This window comes from Nocardioides ultimimeridianus, assembly GCF_054777895.1.
In genome coordinates this window covers 107,358-121,737 of sequence record NZ_BAAHAB010000005.1, presented here as the reverse complement: position 1 = coordinate 121,737, position 14,380 = coordinate 107,358, and the positions used below count along the sequence as shown (strand labels likewise).

Here is a 14,380-nt window from a genome sequence, read left to right as displayed (position 1 = left end):
ACGGAACGTGAGCGGTTGCAATGCGGACGTAGCTCAGTTGGTAGAGCACGACCTTGCCAAGGTCGGGGTCGCGAGTTCGAGTCTCGTCGTCCGCTCGGAGTGGTCAGACCACTGGCTGACCCCGGCCAGATCAGACCACCGCGGTGGGTTGGCCGAGAGGCGAGGCAACGGACTGCAAATCCGTGTACACGGGTTCAAATCCCGTACCCACCTCGTAACAACTCAACAAGCTAGGGCGATTGGCGCAGCGGTAGCGCGCTTCCTTGACACGGAAGAGGTCACTGGTTCAAACCCAGTATCGCCCACCATGCCGACACCGGCCCCGAGCTGCAGGAATGCAGATCGGGGCCGGTTCGCATTTTGTCCGCGTACCACCTCCGGGCCCTGTGGACGACCGGCCCGCCTCCGCTCCTGACACGATGTCGGTGTGACGGATTGGCATGCGCTCCGCGACGCGTACGGGAGCGCCGGCGCGGTCCCAGACCTGCTCGACCGCGCGGAAGTCGGCGGGGATGAGGTCTGGGGCGAGCTCTGGTCACGCCTGTGCCACCAAGGCACCGTCTACCCGGCGAGCTACGCCGCACTGCCCCGCTTGGCCGCGCTCGCCGAGGCGGGCGAACCCGCGGGGCGCGTCGAACCGCTCCTGCTTGCTGGCAGCATCATCGCCTCGACCGACGGGCAGGCGACGACGGCCGTCGATGTCCGCACCGAGTACGCCGATGCCATCGACGTTCTCCACGACATCGCGGAGCGCGCGGTTCCGCGGGCGGGTGACGACACCGACTTCCTCTTCAGGGTCCAGGCCCTGACTGCCCTGGAAGGCGGCAGCACGTGGGGCCATCGTCTCGAGGCCCTGGCCGCCCAGGAGGTCGAGCTCGCGTGCCGCCGGTGCGGCGAGCAGCTGCTGATCGACCTCGAAGACTCGCCGGCGGTGGTCCGAGGATTCGACGATGCGTCGATCGGCACAAGGACGTTGAGCCCCGCAGATCCGTCACGTCTCTCGGCGAGCGAGGCGCGTGCCTACGAGCTCGCGACCGCACACGGCCGGACGCAGGTCGCCGGATGGATGCTCGAGCTGTTCGGCTGGTTCGAATGCCCCGGCTGCGGGTTCCGGGACCGAGCATCAGCGGCCCCCGCCTAGGCAGGCTGGGCTCTCGGAGGGCCGTGTGACCGCGGGTGAGGATGAGTCGTCGAGCTGCCGGTTGAACCATTGGGCGGGCCAGCGACGTGTTCTCTACAACGCGCCCCATCGGGGTTCTCGACACCACTTGTGAGGCAACAGATGTCAACCACCTTCGTACGCCGGATCGCGCTCGCCGCCGCCACAGCCGCCGCCGTCGCGACGCTCGCCAGCGGATGCGGCTCCGACTCCAAGACGCCGCCCGCCAGCGGCACGTCCCCGTCCAGCTCCGCCCCGGGAGGCGGCGGCGCGGCGTTCTGATCGCGCCGGTCCGGCAGGAGGTGCAGGACATGGTGCAGGAGACGTACGGCGCCGCGGTGCCGATGCGGGGGAGTGCCGAGACGCGCCCGGGCCGCCGATCGGTGGGCCTGGGGACCTGGCGGCGGGTGTCGGCCCGCGTCTATCTCCCGGCTCTGGCCGTCCCGATCGTGGCGGTGCTGCTGATCGGGCTCGGTCAGGCGACCCGGTGGGGCGGCGCGGACTTCGCGGGATCGATGACCAGCCTGCGGGTCGAGACCATCGGGCCGCTCGCCTCGGCGCTGATCGTGCTGTTCCTGGTGGCCGAGCGGGTGCGCCCCGCTCAGTCACGGCCGATCGTGGCCCGCGGCCATCGCCATGACCTCCTGTACGCCGCCCTGTACGTCGTGCTCGTGGTGCCGCTCGTCACGGCCCTGACGCTGGGGATGGCCGACGTGGTCCGGCAGGTGGCGCCGTGGGTGATCCTCCCCGAGCTCGGGGTGGTCCCTCGGTGGGCCGTGATCCTGGTGATCCTGGTGGGGATGGACTTCTTCAACTGGTGGGTGCACCTGGCCAACCACCGGGTGCGGATGCTGTGGCGCTTCCACGAGCTGCACCACTCGCAGGAGGACATGAACGTCCTCACCGTGTTCCGGACCCATCCGCTGATCCACGTGTCTTACCTGCTGGCCGTCGTCCCGGCGCTGGTGCTGCTCGCCAACGGCGAGCTGCCGACGCTGCTGCTCGTGCTCTACGGCGGTGCGGTCGCGTTCGCCCATTCCAACACCGACCTGAGCTTCGGGCCGCTGGACCGGGTCTTCGTCAGCCCGAACTACCACCGCATCCACCACCGGGTGACCGGTGCCCAGGACGTCAACCTCGCGTTCACGCTGACGATCTGGGACCAGCTCACCCACCGCGCGATCTTCCCCACGCCGGAGACGATCGGGGCCGACACCGGGTTGGCGCAGCGTCCGCTCCGCGTCGAGCAGGACGAGGACGGCGCGCACCACCTCAGCGTGTTCGCCGCGCAGATGCTGGGACCGTTCCGGCCGATGAGCGAGCCGGTGAGGCTCGCGTCGGTCAAGGAGCCCGCGCCGGCCTCGCCGGACGGCGCGCCGTCCGAGGCACGGTGGTGAGCGTGGCGGCGCAGCGTCGTACCGCGGCGGGGTGGGCACGCCTGTTGTTCGGTACGACGCCGACCGGTCTGGCGGTCGACCTCACGCTCCTGGCGGTGCGCGGCGTGCTGGCCTGGATCTTCATCTACTACGGAGCCGCGAAGCTGTTCGGGGCGTTCCCGGGGACCGGTGGCCCGCACGGCCTCCACGAGACCGCGAGCTTCATGGCCCAAGGGGCGCACCTCCACCCGGGGGAGCTCTTCGCCGTCATGGCCGGGCTGATCGAGCTCGGCGGCGGGCTCGCGATGGCGCTCGGCCTCTGCACGCGACTGGCCGGGCTGGCGCTGTTCGGCGACATGGTCATGGCGGCGATCACCGTCACCGGCGCCGAGGGGTTCAACCCGACGGGTGGCGGCACGGGCTACCAGCTCAACGTGGCGATCGCCGGGCTGGCACTGGCCGCGGCCGTGATGGGCGCCGGCCGGTTCAGTGTCGATGAGCGGATCGCCCGCGCGCTCGCTCCGGACGCCGGCTAGGCCCGCCCAGCGACCGTTCGGAGCCGCCGCGATCGCGGGCCGTGCAATCAGGTGCGCCGCATTCTGAATATTACGCGTGAGTAGCATCACAGTCCTGACAGGTGCTAACTGAGTGCAAACTCTTGTTAGCGTGACTCACTGTCATGAAGAAGAACACGTTCCTGTTCCGAGTGCTCGCCCTGCTCGCCGTCGTCTCCCCGTGGACCGCGCTGACGCCCGCGCCGGCGAGTGCCGCGGTGCCGCTGACCGCGCGCATCTCCCAGCGCGTCGTCCTCGTCGGCCGTGGGATGTCGGTTACCGGACAGGCCGCCCCGGGCTCGCGCGTCTCGCTGGCCTGGCGGCGCGGAGGCACCTGGCAGCACCTGCGCACCGTGGTCGCCGGCATCGACGGCGGCTATCGCGTCGCGGTCCCCACCTGGTGGATCGGTGACCGCACCGTCCGGGTGTCGTCGACCGACCCGACGACGGGAGTGCGCGCCAGCGACCGCCTGATGTACGACGTGAACACCACCTACCTGCCGCAAGGGAGCAGCACCAGCTTCGGCCGGTACGTCGGCGAGAACTACTGGGACCCGTGCGGCGTGGTCACCTGGAGGTTCACCCCCGGCGGCTACGCGGGATCGCTGCGGACCGTGAAGGCGGCGATCCGCAAGGTGTCCTCGGCGACGGGCCTCCGCTTCGCCTACCGGGGCACCACGCACCGGGTCGCCTTCCGCGACGGCGCACCCTCGGCCGGTGTCGACCTGCTCATCTCCTGGGCCACGCCGCGCCAGGTGCCGTCGCTGGCCGGGAGCGAGGTCGGCAGTGCGCTCAGCACCACCGGCTACGGGGGCTACTACGACGACGGCGAGCTGGCGCTGGACCGCACCGCCCACCTGCGGCACGGCTTCCACAGCAGCGGCGCGGTCGACTGGGGACAGGTCATGCTCCACGAGCTCGGTCACGTCGTCGGGCTGCGGCACGTCGGGTCGAGGTCGGAGATCATGTACCCGGACACCACCCGCCGGACCCACCGGTACGGCGCCGGCGACCTCGCGGGGCTCCGCGCCGTGGGCGCGCGCCGGCCGTGCGCGGCCTGAGCAACTCCTCAATCCCCGCGCGCGGGCGCGGGGCCGCTCGGTAGAGTCATCGCCAAGAGAGCGACCCAGCCGTAGGGGCCGCCGTACTGAACCATGAATGGTGAAGGTGACCGCCGTGAGCGACCTCGACATCCTCGTCCGCACCGTTGCCGGAGAGGAGAAGCGCAGCGTCGAGGCAGGGACCAAGGCCTGGCAGCTGTTCGCCGACACCCCCGACGTGATCGCCGCCCGCGTGGGCGACACGCTCAAGGACCTCTCCTACGAGCTGGCCGAGGGCGACACGGTCGAGGGCGTCGACATCGCCAGCGCCGACGGGCTCGCCATCCTGCGCCACTCGACCGCGCACGTCCTGGCCCAGGCGGTGCAGCAGGTCTTCCCCGAGGCCAAGCTCGGCATCGGCCCGCCGATCACCGACGGGTTCTACTACGACTTCGACGTCGAGATCCCGTTCGTGCCCGAGGACCTCGCGAAGCTCGAGACCGCGATGCGCAAGATCATCAAGGAGAACCAGCGGTTCTCCCGGCGCGTCACCACCGACGAGGACGCACTCGTCGAGCTGGCGGACGAGCCGTACAAGGTCGAGCTGATCGGTCTCAAGGGCTCCGCCGCGGACGCCGCCGAGGGCGCCGGTGCCGAGGTCGGCGCCGGCGAGCTCACCATCTACGACAACCTCAACCGCAACAACGAGGTCGCCTGGAAGGACCTCTGCCGCGGCCCGCACCTGCCGACCACCAAGCGCATCCCGGCGTTCAAGCTGATGCGGAGCGCAGCGGCGTACTGGCGCGGCGACGAGAAGAACAAGCAGCTCCAGCGCATCTACGGCACCGCCTGGCCGAGCAAGGACGAGCTCGATGCCTACCTCGAGCGGCTCGAGGAGGCCGAGCGCCGCGACCACCGCAAGCTCGGCCGCGAGCTGGACCTGTTCAGCTTCCCCGACGAGATCGGGTCCGGCCTGCCGGTGTTCCACCCCAAGGGTGGCGTCATCAAGCGCCAGATGGAGGACTACGTCCGGCAGCGCCACATCGACGAGGGATTCTCGTACGTCGGCACGCCGCACATCAGCAAGGACGGGCTGTTCCACACCAGCGGCCACCTTCCGCACTACGCGGACACCATGTTCCCGCCGATGGAGTTCGAGGGCGCGAACTACCAGCTGAAGGCGATGAACTGCCCGATGCACAACCTGATCTTCAGCAGCCGCGGCCGCTCCTACCGCGAGCTGCCCTTGCGGCTGTTCGAGTTCGGCAGCGTCTACCGCTACGAGAAGTCCGGCGTCATCCACGGGCTGACCCGGGTCCGTGGGTTCGCCCAGGACGACAGCCACTCCTACTGCACCCCCGAGCAGGCGCCGGCCGAGGTCAAGCACCTGCTCGACTTCATGCTCAGCGTGCTGCGCGACTTCGGCCTCAACGACTTCTACCTCGAGCTGTCCACCCGCGACGACACGAAGCTGGACAAGTTCATCGGGTCGGAGGAGGACTGGGCCACCGCGACGTCGATCCTGGAGCAGGTCGCGACGGCGTCCGGGCTGGAGCTCGTCCCCGACCCGGGCGGCGCGGCGTTCTACGGGCCGAAGATCTCGGTGCAGGCCAAGGACGCGATCGGGCGGACCTGGCAGATGGGCACCGTGCAGTACGACTTCAACCAGCCGGCCCGCTTCGGCCTGGAGTACACCGCCCCGGACGGCTCCAAGCAGCAGCCGGTGATGATCCACTCCGCGAAGTTCGGATCGATCGAGCGCTTCCTCGGCGTCCTGGTCGAGCACTACGCGGGTGCCTTCCCTCCGTGGCTCGCTCCGGTCCAGGTGCAGGGCATCCCGATCGCCGAGCGCCACGTGGACTACCTGTACGAGGTCGCGGGCCAGCTGCGCAAGCACGGCATCCGGGTCGAGATCGACGACTCCGACGACCGGATGCAGAAGAAGATCCGCAACGCGCAGCTGCAGAAGGTGCCGTTCATGGTCATCGCCGGCGACGCCGACGTGGAGGCCGGCGCGGTCAGCTTCCGCTACCGGGACGGCCGGCAGGACAACGGCGTGCCGATCGCCGAGGCGATCGAGCGCGTCGTCGCGGCGGTGCAGTCCCGCGAGCAGGTCTGAGATGAGGCGCGCGCTGGCTCTGGGGGCGGCCGCGCTGCTGCTCGGCGGCTGCGGCACGTCGGGCGGGAGCGACGGGGCCAAGCCCCAGGGACGGTCGACCCAGCAGGCCACCCAGGCCGTGCGGTCCGCCGCGCCCGGCGGGCAGGACGTGCCCACCGACGCCGGCGCCCTGGCCTCGATGGCCCAGTCGCTCGCCAACCAGACGAGCGTGCCGACCTCCGCCGGGCCCACCGGCCTCGACCCCGGCGCGACGACCGGCGGTGACGTCAGCTGGCCGCAGTGCTCGCCCGGCATGGGCATCCCGCAGAAGCGGTCCAGCGGCCAGCCGATGCCGCTCCCCGACGCGTCGTTCGTCATCGTCGGGCTCACCAACGGGCCGGGCTTCGTGCGCAACCCCTGCCTGAAGTCGCAGGTGCAGTGGGTGAAGATCCACCGGCTCAACCTCGCGGCCTACTCGGTGGTGACCTATCCGAGCGCCGCGGACCTGCACAAGTACGGCGCCGACGGCCCGTACGACGCCTCGACCGAGCTCGGGCAGCTGCGCAACGTCGGCTACCAGCAGGCGACGTACAACGTAGGCTCGATGGGGCTGGCCGGGCTGGCCACGCCCATCGTGTGGCTCGACATCGAGAGCGTGCCCGACTTCGACTGGCCCCGGAACAACACGCAGAAGAACGCCGCCGTCGTGCAGGGGGCCGCGAAGGGCTACCGCGACGCCGGCTACCAGGTCGGCGTCTACGGCACGCCCACCATCTGGGCCGGCATCGTCGGCGGGCTGACGCTCGGCGCCGACGTCCCGGAGTGGCGCGCGGCCGGTCAGACGTCCTCGACCGAGGCGGTGAACCGCTGCGGTGCGGACTGGTCCATCCAGGGCGGCCCCGCGATCCTCGGCCAGTGGGTCGAGCAGCGCCGCGACCGCGACATCGTGTGCCCGGGGGTCGCCGCCGATCTCAGCACGTGGTTCCATCAGACCTGACCGATCCGGGTCGGGACGACGAGTAGAGCGATGGTCGGAGCGGAGAGGTCGATGGCGGAAGCGAAGCCCGACGGGCGGCAGGTGCGCTGGCAGGAGCACAACGAGCAGCGCCGCCAGCTCATCGTCCAGGCCGCGATCGCGGTGCTGCAGCGCCAGTCGCCCGGTGATGAGATGCAGGTGCAGGCCGTCGCCGACGAGGCGGGCCTGAGCCGGACCGTCATCTACCGGCACTTCGAGGACCGCGCCGACCTCGACCGCGCGGTGCAGCGCACGATCTGCGACCGGATCGGGCTGGTCCTGCTCTCCGCGCTCACCATCGACGGCACGCCCGAGCAGATCGTCGCCAACGTCATCGAGGGCTTCGTGCGGTGGACCGTCGAGCAGCCCACGCTGTTCTGGTTCGCCGACCGCGACCTGGCCGACTGGGGGCCGAGCCCCATCGCCGAGGCGATGGAGCAGATCGCCGCGGGCGTCGAGGACATCATCGGCGTGGTGGTGGCGGCGCTGGGCGCGGAGCTGAACGAGAACGACATGGCCGGCCTCGAGCCCTGGGTGTTCGCGATGATCGGCGGTGTCTTCGCCGGCGTACGCCGTTGGCTCGGGCGGGCCGAGCGCGTCCCGGCCGTCGACGACTTCATCGCCATGATGGCCGAGGTGGTGTGGGTCCAGATCAACGGCATGGCGCTGTCGCGGGGCATCAGCCTGCCGGACCTGCCCGTCGCTGAGCTGCTCACCCCGCTGAGTGGGGCCGAATGACCGACCCGGACGGCCTGGAGCGGCTGTGGGCGCCGTACCGGATGGCCTACGTGCGCGGCGAGGAGAAGGCCGACGAGGTCCCTGCCAAGCCGGTGTGCCCGTTCTGCCGGATCACCGCCGACCCGGCCACCTCGACCGACGACTCGCTGGTGGTGCACCGGGGGAGCACCTGCTTCGTGGTGCTGAACCTCTACCCGTACAACCCGGGCCATCTGATGGTGCTGCCGTACCGGCACGTGCCCGACCTGACCGACCTCGACGACACCGAGGCCGACGAGCTGACCGCGCTCACCCGGGCCGCGCTGGTGGCGATCCGGCGGGTCTCCTCGCCCGACGCCTTCAACGTCGGGCTGAACCTGGGTGCGGCCGCCGGCGGCTCGCTGTCCTCCCACCTGCACCAGCACGTCGTGCCGAGGTGGACCGGCGACGCCAACTTCATGACCGTGGTGGGCGGGACCAAGACCCTGCCCCAGGTCCTGGAGGACACCCGCGATCTGCTGATCGGCGCCTGGGAACGGTAGCGTTCGGCAGGTGCTCGAACGGTTCCGCGCTACCTGGACCAAGATCTGGGCTCCCGTCGCCCACCTGCTGATCCGGCTCGGGGTGACCCCGAACATGGTCACCTTCGTCGGCACCGTGGGCGTCTCCGCGGGTGCTCTGATCTTCTTCCCCACCGGCCACCTGCTCACCGGTGTCCTGGTCATCACCGCGTTCGTCTTCAGCGACCTGATCGACGGCTACATGGCGCGTACGACGGGCCAGGTGTCCACCTTCGGCTCGTTCTGGGACTCCACGCTCGACCGGGTCGGGGACGCCGCCATCTTCGGTGGCCTGGCGCTGTACTTCGCCGGCCCCGACGACAACTGGCTCTACCTCTGCCTCACCCTGTACCTGCTCGTCACGGGCAACGTGACCTCGTACGCGCGGGCCAAGGCCGAGTCGCTCGGGATGGATGCGAAGGGCGGTCTCGCCGAGCGTGCCGACCGGCTGGTCTCGACCCTGGTGATGACCGGTTTGGGTGCCTTGTTCGGCCTGCCGATCCTGATGTACATCACGCTCTGGGCGCTCGCCGCGGCATCGACGTACACGGTGTTCTTCCGCATCCTGAAGGTCTACCGGCAGTGCGTGGCCCGCGACACCGAGCTGCGTCTCGCGGCCGTCACCGAGGCTGCCGAGGCGGCGATCCCGGAGGCCGAACCCGAGGCGTGACGCCGCGGGCGCGCGCCGTAGGATCGGTCCCATGAGCGACCAGCAGAACCCGCAGTCCGGCACCGGTACCTCTCGCGTGAAGCGGGGGATGGCGGAGATGCTCAAGGGTGGGGTGATCATGGATGTGGTCACTGCTGAGCAGGCTCGGATCGCTGAGGATGCGGGTGCGGTCGCGGTGATGGCGTTGGAGCGGGTGCCGGCCGACATCCGGGCTCAGGGTGGTGTCTCGCGGGCCTCGGATCCGGACATGATCGACTCGATCATCGAGGCTGTCTCGATCCCGGTGATGGCCAAGGCGCGGATCGGGCACTTCGTGGAGGCCCAGGTGCTGCAGTCGCTGGGTGTGGACTACATCGATGAGTCCGAGGTGTTGACGCCGGTCGACTATGCCAACCACATCGACAAGTGGGCGTTCACGGTGCCGTTCGTGTGTGGTGCGACGAATCTGGGTGAGGCGTTGCGGCGGATCACCGAGGGGGCGGCGATGATCCGTTCCAAGGGTGAGGCCGGGACGGGTGATGCCTCGAACGCGGTGGGTCACATGCGGACGTTGCGGGCTCAGATCCGTCGCCTGACCGTCCTGTCTGAGGATGAGCTGTATGTGGCGGCGAAGGAGTTGCAGGCGCCGTACGAGCTGGTCAGGGAGGTTGCGTCCACCGGCAAGCTTCCCGTCGTGCTGTTCACTGCGGGTGGCATCGCCACCCCCGCCGACGCCGCGATGATGATGCAGTTGGGTGCTGAGGGTGTGTTCGTGGGTTCGGGGATCTTCAAGTCGGGCAATCCGGCGCAGCGTGCGGAGGCGATCGTGAAGGCGACGACGTTCTTCGATGACCCGGATGTGATCGCGAAGGTGTCGCGGGGTCTGGGTGAGGCGATGGTGGGGATCAACGTGGACGAGATCCCTCAGCCCCACCGGCTCGCCGAGCGCGGCTGGTAGGTCCAAGGGGGCCGGGTCCCGTAGTCCATCGGGACCATGTCCCGGGTCCCTTCGGTCGATAGTCCCTTTACCTTCGGGATCAAGTCCTCGATTTCGCTACATGGACTAGCCCGTCTCCCTTAGCGTCGTTGGCGCAACGGATGCCGCACCGGCATCGCCACGACACGTCGCCGGCTCGGGCCGGCGGAGACGGAGACCTCCATGAAGAAGACCACCAAGGGCGCGATCGCTGCCGGCGGCGCCGCCGTTCTGCTGATGGGCGGCGCGGGCACGCTGGCCTACTGGACCAGCACGGCCACGGTTGCCGGCACCAGCATCAGCACCGGCCACATGTCGCTCGACCTGGTCAGCTGCGGCGGCTGGAAGCTGGACGACGGCACGGCCCTCGCCAGCCAGAAGCTCGTCCCCGGCGACTCCATCAGCAACGTCTGCACCTACACGCTGAGCGCTTCCGGCAGCCACCTCGCGGCGACGCTGACGACCCCGGCCGCTGTGGCCGCGACCGGCACCCTCGCGAGCGCCGCGAACGTCTCGCTGCCCGTCACCTCGGCCTACAGCCTGGGCGGCACCGCGCTGAGCACCTCGGCGCCGGCGACGGTCACGTCCGCCGACAACGGCAAGACCCTGAGCGCCACCATCACGGTCAGCTTCCCCTACGGCACCGCCGACTCGACGCCCTCCTCGACCGACGGCACCAACGGCAACGCGACCCAGGACAAGGCGGCGTCGCTCAACGACATCACCGTCTCCCTGGTCCAGAACAGCCACTGATCCGCGTCGACGTCTGCCGGTGCGCACTACTCTCGGCTGGCTGGGGCAGGTCTTCGCCTGGCTGGTGATCCTCGGTGTGGTCGTGGCGCTGGCGGTCGCGGTCTTCGTACCTCGACTCGCCGGCGCCACGCCCTACACCGTGCTCACCGGGTCCATGCGGCCGCACTACCCGCCCGGGACGTTGGTGGTGGTCAAGCCGACCGACACCGACGACCTGCAGACAGGTGACGTGGCGACGTACCAGATCACCTCGGGCGAGCCGGAGGTGGCGACGCACCGCATCCTCGCGGTGGGCGTCAACCTCAGCGGGGACCGGGTGTTCACGTTCAAGGGCGACGCCAACGATGCTCCTGATCCGAGGCCGGTCCTCCCGGTACAGATCAAGGGCAAGCTCTGGTACGCGGTGCCGTACCTCGGATATCTCAACAACGCTCTCAGTGGCGGCCAGCGGCAGATCGCCGTCTGGGTCGTCTCGGCCCTGCTGATCGGGTACGCCGCCTTCATGTTCGTCGGCGCCATGCGCGATCGGCGGCGAAGGCCGGAACAGCCCGCACGGCTCGAGCCGGTCGCAGCCACGGGGAGCACGACACCGGTCCGCGGTCCCTACGTCCCGCGGCCCCCGGACGCGGTGCCGCTGCTGCTCGTCGGCGGCGGAGCCGCAGCATTCATGGTGGTCGCCGGCTTCATCAACAGATCTCGACGCCGATCAACCACCTGATCCTCCCCCTCACCAACGACATCGAGGAGTCCCACCGATGATCCGCAGCTTCGTCGTCAGCCTGACGATCGCCCTCGTGGCGCTCGTCGCGGCTGCGCCGGCGCACGCGGACAACGAGCTGGGACTGAGCAGCGACGGCGTGCACTGGTCCTCGGCGCTGGCATCGCCGCTGTTCCCCGCGAGCCTGCACCTGGTGCCCGGCGAGTCCGAGCAGTCGACGTTCTACGTCCGCAACCAGGGGCCTACCAACGGACAGATGACGATCAACGCCTTCTCGACCGATGCCCAGCACCTGCTCGCCTCGGGATCGCTGGTCATCGCCGCGCGGGTCGGCTCCGGCGCGTGGACCAGCCTTCGGGTCGGTCGTACCCGCGTCCTGCCGGCCGTGCTCAAGATCGCCCGGAACGCCACGAGCAGCGTGACGGTGAAGGTGACGCTGCTGGCGTCGACCACCGCCCAGATGGACCTGGCGGCGGCGTTCCGGCTGCGGATCTTGATGTTCCAGGGCGACGTCAAGGGCATCAACACCGGCCACGGCGGCAATGGGAACGGCAATGGGAACGGCGACGGCAACGGCAACGGCGGGGGACAGGTCAAGGGGATCAACGTCGGCAACGGCGGCGGGCTGCCGAACACCGGCTCGCCGATCACGATGATGTGGATCTGGATCGCCGCCGGTCTCATCGGCTCGGGCATCGCGCTGGTGGCGCCCCGGCGTCGGCGGGAGGCCAGGGATGACTGAGCGCCCGCAGCGCCGGTGGTTCGGCCACGGCCGGACGCGCGCCCTGCTCGCGACGGGCCTGCTCCTCGGGACCGGAGCCGTCGCGACCTCGGCGTACTGGACCACGAAGAAGACCGTCACCGGGACGAGCTTCACCACCGGCACGATGCACATCGTGCTCGGGTCCACGTCGCTGAACCTGAGCGGCATGACCGCAGGATCGAGCGCAGCGTCGCTGTTCCCGGTGTCGAACACCTCCACCGGTGCCGTCGCGTTCTCCTACCGGATCAAGGCCTCGGCGACGAACACGCTCGGGTCCGCCCTCACCACGACCGTCCGCGTGGGCGGGTCGGTGAGCGGCAGCACCTGCACCGGAGGAACGCTGGTCGGCAGCGCCGGGGCCGCGTTGAACGGCTTCAACCAGCCGGCCGGAGCCGACCTCGCGCAGGGCGGAGCGGCCAACGTGTGCATCCAGGTGACGCTCCCCAGCACGGCCACCGTCGCCCCCGGCTCGACGTCGACCGTCACCTTCACCTTCCCCGCGACCCAGAAGCCATGATGACTGCACTGACGACGACCAGGCGGATCGCCCGCGAAGCGGCGCTGTGGACCGGTGGGGTCCTCGGCGCACTCTGCGCGATCGCCCTGCTGCTGGGCTGGGTCCTGCACGTGACGCCGCTGGTCTTCGCCTCAGGGTCGATGAGCCCGGCGTACCCCGTCGGCTCGCTCGGTGTGGCGCACGAGGTGCCGGTCACCGACCTGCGGATCGGTGACGTCGTCAGCGTCGTCAACGACCAGGGCGTGCGGGTCACGCACCGCATCGTCGCGATCGAGCCGCATGCCGACCTGGCCGCGCTCACGCTGCAGGGCGACACCAACGACGTACCCGACGACCAGAGCTACCTGGTCGGTGCGGTCCCGCGGGTCTCCTTCGGCATCCCGTACGCCGGCTACGTCCTCAACGCCGCAGCCAGCCCGTACGGAGTGGCCGTCACCGCGGCCGCCGTCATCGGGCTGCTGTTCCTCGGCTTCGGCTCGAGCAGTGGTACGCCGGGCGGCCCGGCCCGCCGGCGTACCCGCACCCTGATCCCGGTCGGCGTGGTGTCCGTCCTCGCCGTCGGCGGTCTGGCCGGCGCGAGCGGCGCGGCGCCGTGGGCGTTCACCTCGGCGTACTGGACCGACTCGGCGAGCCTCACGACGACCGCCACGGTCGCGGGCCCGGTGGACACGACCGCCCCGGTCCTGACCAACCCGCTGCCCGCCAACGGCGCCAAGGCCTCCTCGTGGGCGTCGCTGAGCACGTGCTCGGCGACCAGCCAGCTCTGCGTGAGCGCGACCGACACCGGGGGCTCGAACCTCAGCACGGTGACGGTCAAGCTCGTCCGCACGAACACCAACGAGTGCTGGAACGGGACCTCGTTCGTGAGCGGCACCGGGTGCGCGGCCCAGACGATGGTCGTGAACTCCGGCAGCCAGTACCGCACGTCGGGCCTCACCGCGGCGGCGATGACCGTGGGCGTCTACCAGGCCACCTACGTCGCGACCGACGGGGCGGGCAACACGACCTCGCTCGTCACCACCTTCGCCACCGACAACACCGCGCCGACGATCAGCGCCTCGGGCCCGGTGGCCGGCGTCCGGTACGCATCGAGCAACAGCGGCACGAACTCCTGGCGCCAGGCGTGCACCGCCGCCGACAGCGTCGTCTGCGTGACGGCGACCGATCCGGGCGGCGTGGGTGTGGACGTGAGCGCGACGACCTTCACGCTGGTCAACACGACCTCGAACACCTGCTGGAACGGCACCGCCTTCGTCGCCGGCTCGAGCTGCTCGGTCAGTGCGACCAACACCAACGCGACCTTCCCGAACGTCATCTACAGCGGACCGATCGACCCGAGCCTGCTCGGGAACGGCAGCACCACGTTCAGCTACACGCTGACCTGGCGGGTGAAGGACCTCGCGGGCAACCTGCAGACGGTGAGCATCGGCTTCACCCTCAAGTAGCACGCTGAAGCCTCAACCGGGACCTCAGGGTGCCGATAGG

Annotated in this window: 16 protein-coding genes and 3 tRNA genes; all 19 read left to right on the top strand. The window is 70.0% G+C overall.

Going from position 1 to position 14,380, the window contains the following annotated elements:
• The first annotated feature begins 22 nt into the window (after positions 1–22).
• The 19 genes from ACYU8V_RS05845 (at position 23) to ACYU8V_RS05755 (ending at position 14,340) form a co-directional block, all read left to right on the top strand.
• Positions 23–95: transfer RNA gene (locus tag ACYU8V_RS05845), tRNA-Gly, on the top strand.
• A gap of 47 nt (positions 96–142) precedes the next feature.
• Positions 143–213 (top strand) — tRNA-Cys (locus ACYU8V_RS05840).
• Positions 214–233: 20 nt separating this feature from the next.
• Positions 234–308, top strand: a tRNA-Val gene (locus ACYU8V_RS05835).
• A gap of 119 nt (positions 309–427) precedes the next feature.
• Positions 428–1,141, top strand: coding sequence for a hypothetical protein (locus ACYU8V_RS05830; protein WP_460845865.1), 714 nt, complete (start codon positions 428–430; stop codon positions 1,139–1,141).
• A gap of 141 nt (positions 1,142–1,282) precedes the next feature.
• Positions 1,283–1,441 carry a hypothetical protein gene (locus tag ACYU8V_RS05825; protein WP_460845864.1) on the top strand — a complete coding sequence of 53 codons (159 nt, stop codon included), beginning with the start codon at positions 1,283–1,285 and terminating at the stop codon, positions 1,439–1,441.
• Between the two features lie 29 nt (positions 1,442–1,470).
• A complete protein-coding gene (locus ACYU8V_RS05820) occupies positions 1,471–2,556 on the top strand; it encodes a sterol desaturase family protein (protein WP_460845862.1) in 1,086 nt (361 codons plus the stop codon).
• A gap of 2 nt (positions 2,557–2,558) precedes the next feature.
• Positions 2,559–3,071: a DoxX family protein gene (locus ACYU8V_RS05815; RefSeq protein WP_460845860.1), complete on the top strand. Its 513-nt coding sequence runs from the start codon at positions 2,559–2,561 to the stop codon at positions 3,069–3,071.
• Positions 3,072–3,214: 143 nt separating this feature from the next.
• Entirely contained in the window at positions 3,215–4,150 is a 936-nt protein-coding gene (locus tag ACYU8V_RS05810) for a matrixin family metalloprotease (RefSeq protein ID WP_460845858.1), read from the top strand.
• 115 nt (positions 4,151–4,265) lie between these two features.
• Complete coding sequence (gene thrS / locus ACYU8V_RS05805) at positions 4,266–6,248, top strand: threonine--tRNA ligase (RefSeq protein ID WP_460845857.1); 1,983 nt, start codon at positions 4,266–4,268, stop codon at positions 6,246–6,248.
• A 1-nt stretch (position 6,249) separates the two neighbouring features.
• Positions 6,250–7,224 carry a hypothetical protein gene (locus ACYU8V_RS05800; RefSeq protein ID WP_460845855.1) on the top strand — a complete coding sequence of 325 codons (975 nt, stop codon included), beginning with the start codon at positions 6,250–6,252 and terminating at the stop codon, positions 7,222–7,224.
• Between the two features lie 51 nt (positions 7,225–7,275).
• Complete coding sequence (locus ACYU8V_RS05795; RefSeq protein ID WP_460845854.1) at positions 7,276–7,980, top strand: TetR/AcrR family transcriptional regulator; 705 nt, start codon at positions 7,276–7,278, stop codon at positions 7,978–7,980.
• Positions 7,977–8,501 carry an HIT family protein gene (locus tag ACYU8V_RS05790; protein WP_460845853.1) on the top strand — a complete coding sequence of 175 codons (525 nt, stop codon included), beginning with the start codon at positions 7,977–7,979 and terminating at the stop codon, positions 8,499–8,501. The genes ACYU8V_RS05795 and ACYU8V_RS05790 overlap by 4 nt, the downstream gene beginning before the upstream one ends.
• 10 nt (positions 8,502–8,511) lie before the next feature.
• Positions 8,512–9,189, top strand: a complete 678-nt coding sequence (gene pgsA, locus ACYU8V_RS05785; RefSeq protein ID WP_460845852.1) for a phosphatidylinositol phosphate synthase — start codon at positions 8,512–8,514, stop codon at positions 9,187–9,189.
• Between the two features lie 31 nt (positions 9,190–9,220).
• Positions 9,221–10,126: a pyridoxal 5'-phosphate synthase lyase subunit PdxS gene (gene pdxS / locus ACYU8V_RS05780; protein ID WP_460845850.1), complete on the top strand. Its 906-nt coding sequence runs from the start codon at positions 9,221–9,223 to the stop codon at positions 10,124–10,126.
• 201 nt (positions 10,127–10,327) lie between these two features.
• Entirely contained in the window at positions 10,328–10,897 is a 570-nt protein-coding gene (locus tag ACYU8V_RS05775; protein ID WP_460845849.1) for an alternate-type signal peptide domain-containing protein, read from the top strand.
• Between the two features lie 19 nt (positions 10,898–10,916).
• Positions 10,917–11,615 (top strand): signal peptidase I, encoded by a 699-nt coding sequence (locus ACYU8V_RS05770; protein ID WP_460845848.1) that lies wholly within the window; start codon positions 10,917–10,919, stop codon positions 11,613–11,615.
• A gap of 37 nt (positions 11,616–11,652) precedes the next feature.
• Positions 11,653–12,357, top strand: a complete 705-nt coding sequence (locus tag ACYU8V_RS05765) for a hypothetical protein (RefSeq protein WP_460845846.1) — start codon at positions 11,653–11,655, stop codon at positions 12,355–12,357.
• Positions 12,350–12,895, top strand: a complete 546-nt coding sequence (locus tag ACYU8V_RS05760; protein WP_460845845.1) for a SipW-dependent-type signal peptide-containing protein — start codon at positions 12,350–12,352, stop codon at positions 12,893–12,895. Before ACYU8V_RS05765 ends, ACYU8V_RS05760 begins: the two co-directional genes overlap by 8 nt.
• Positions 12,895–14,340 (top strand): signal peptidase I, encoded by a 1,446-nt coding sequence (locus ACYU8V_RS05755; RefSeq protein WP_460845844.1) that lies wholly within the window; start codon positions 12,895–12,897, stop codon positions 14,338–14,340. Before ACYU8V_RS05760 ends, ACYU8V_RS05755 begins: the two co-directional genes overlap by 1 nt.
• The last annotated feature ends 40 nt before the right edge of the window (positions 14,341–14,380 follow it).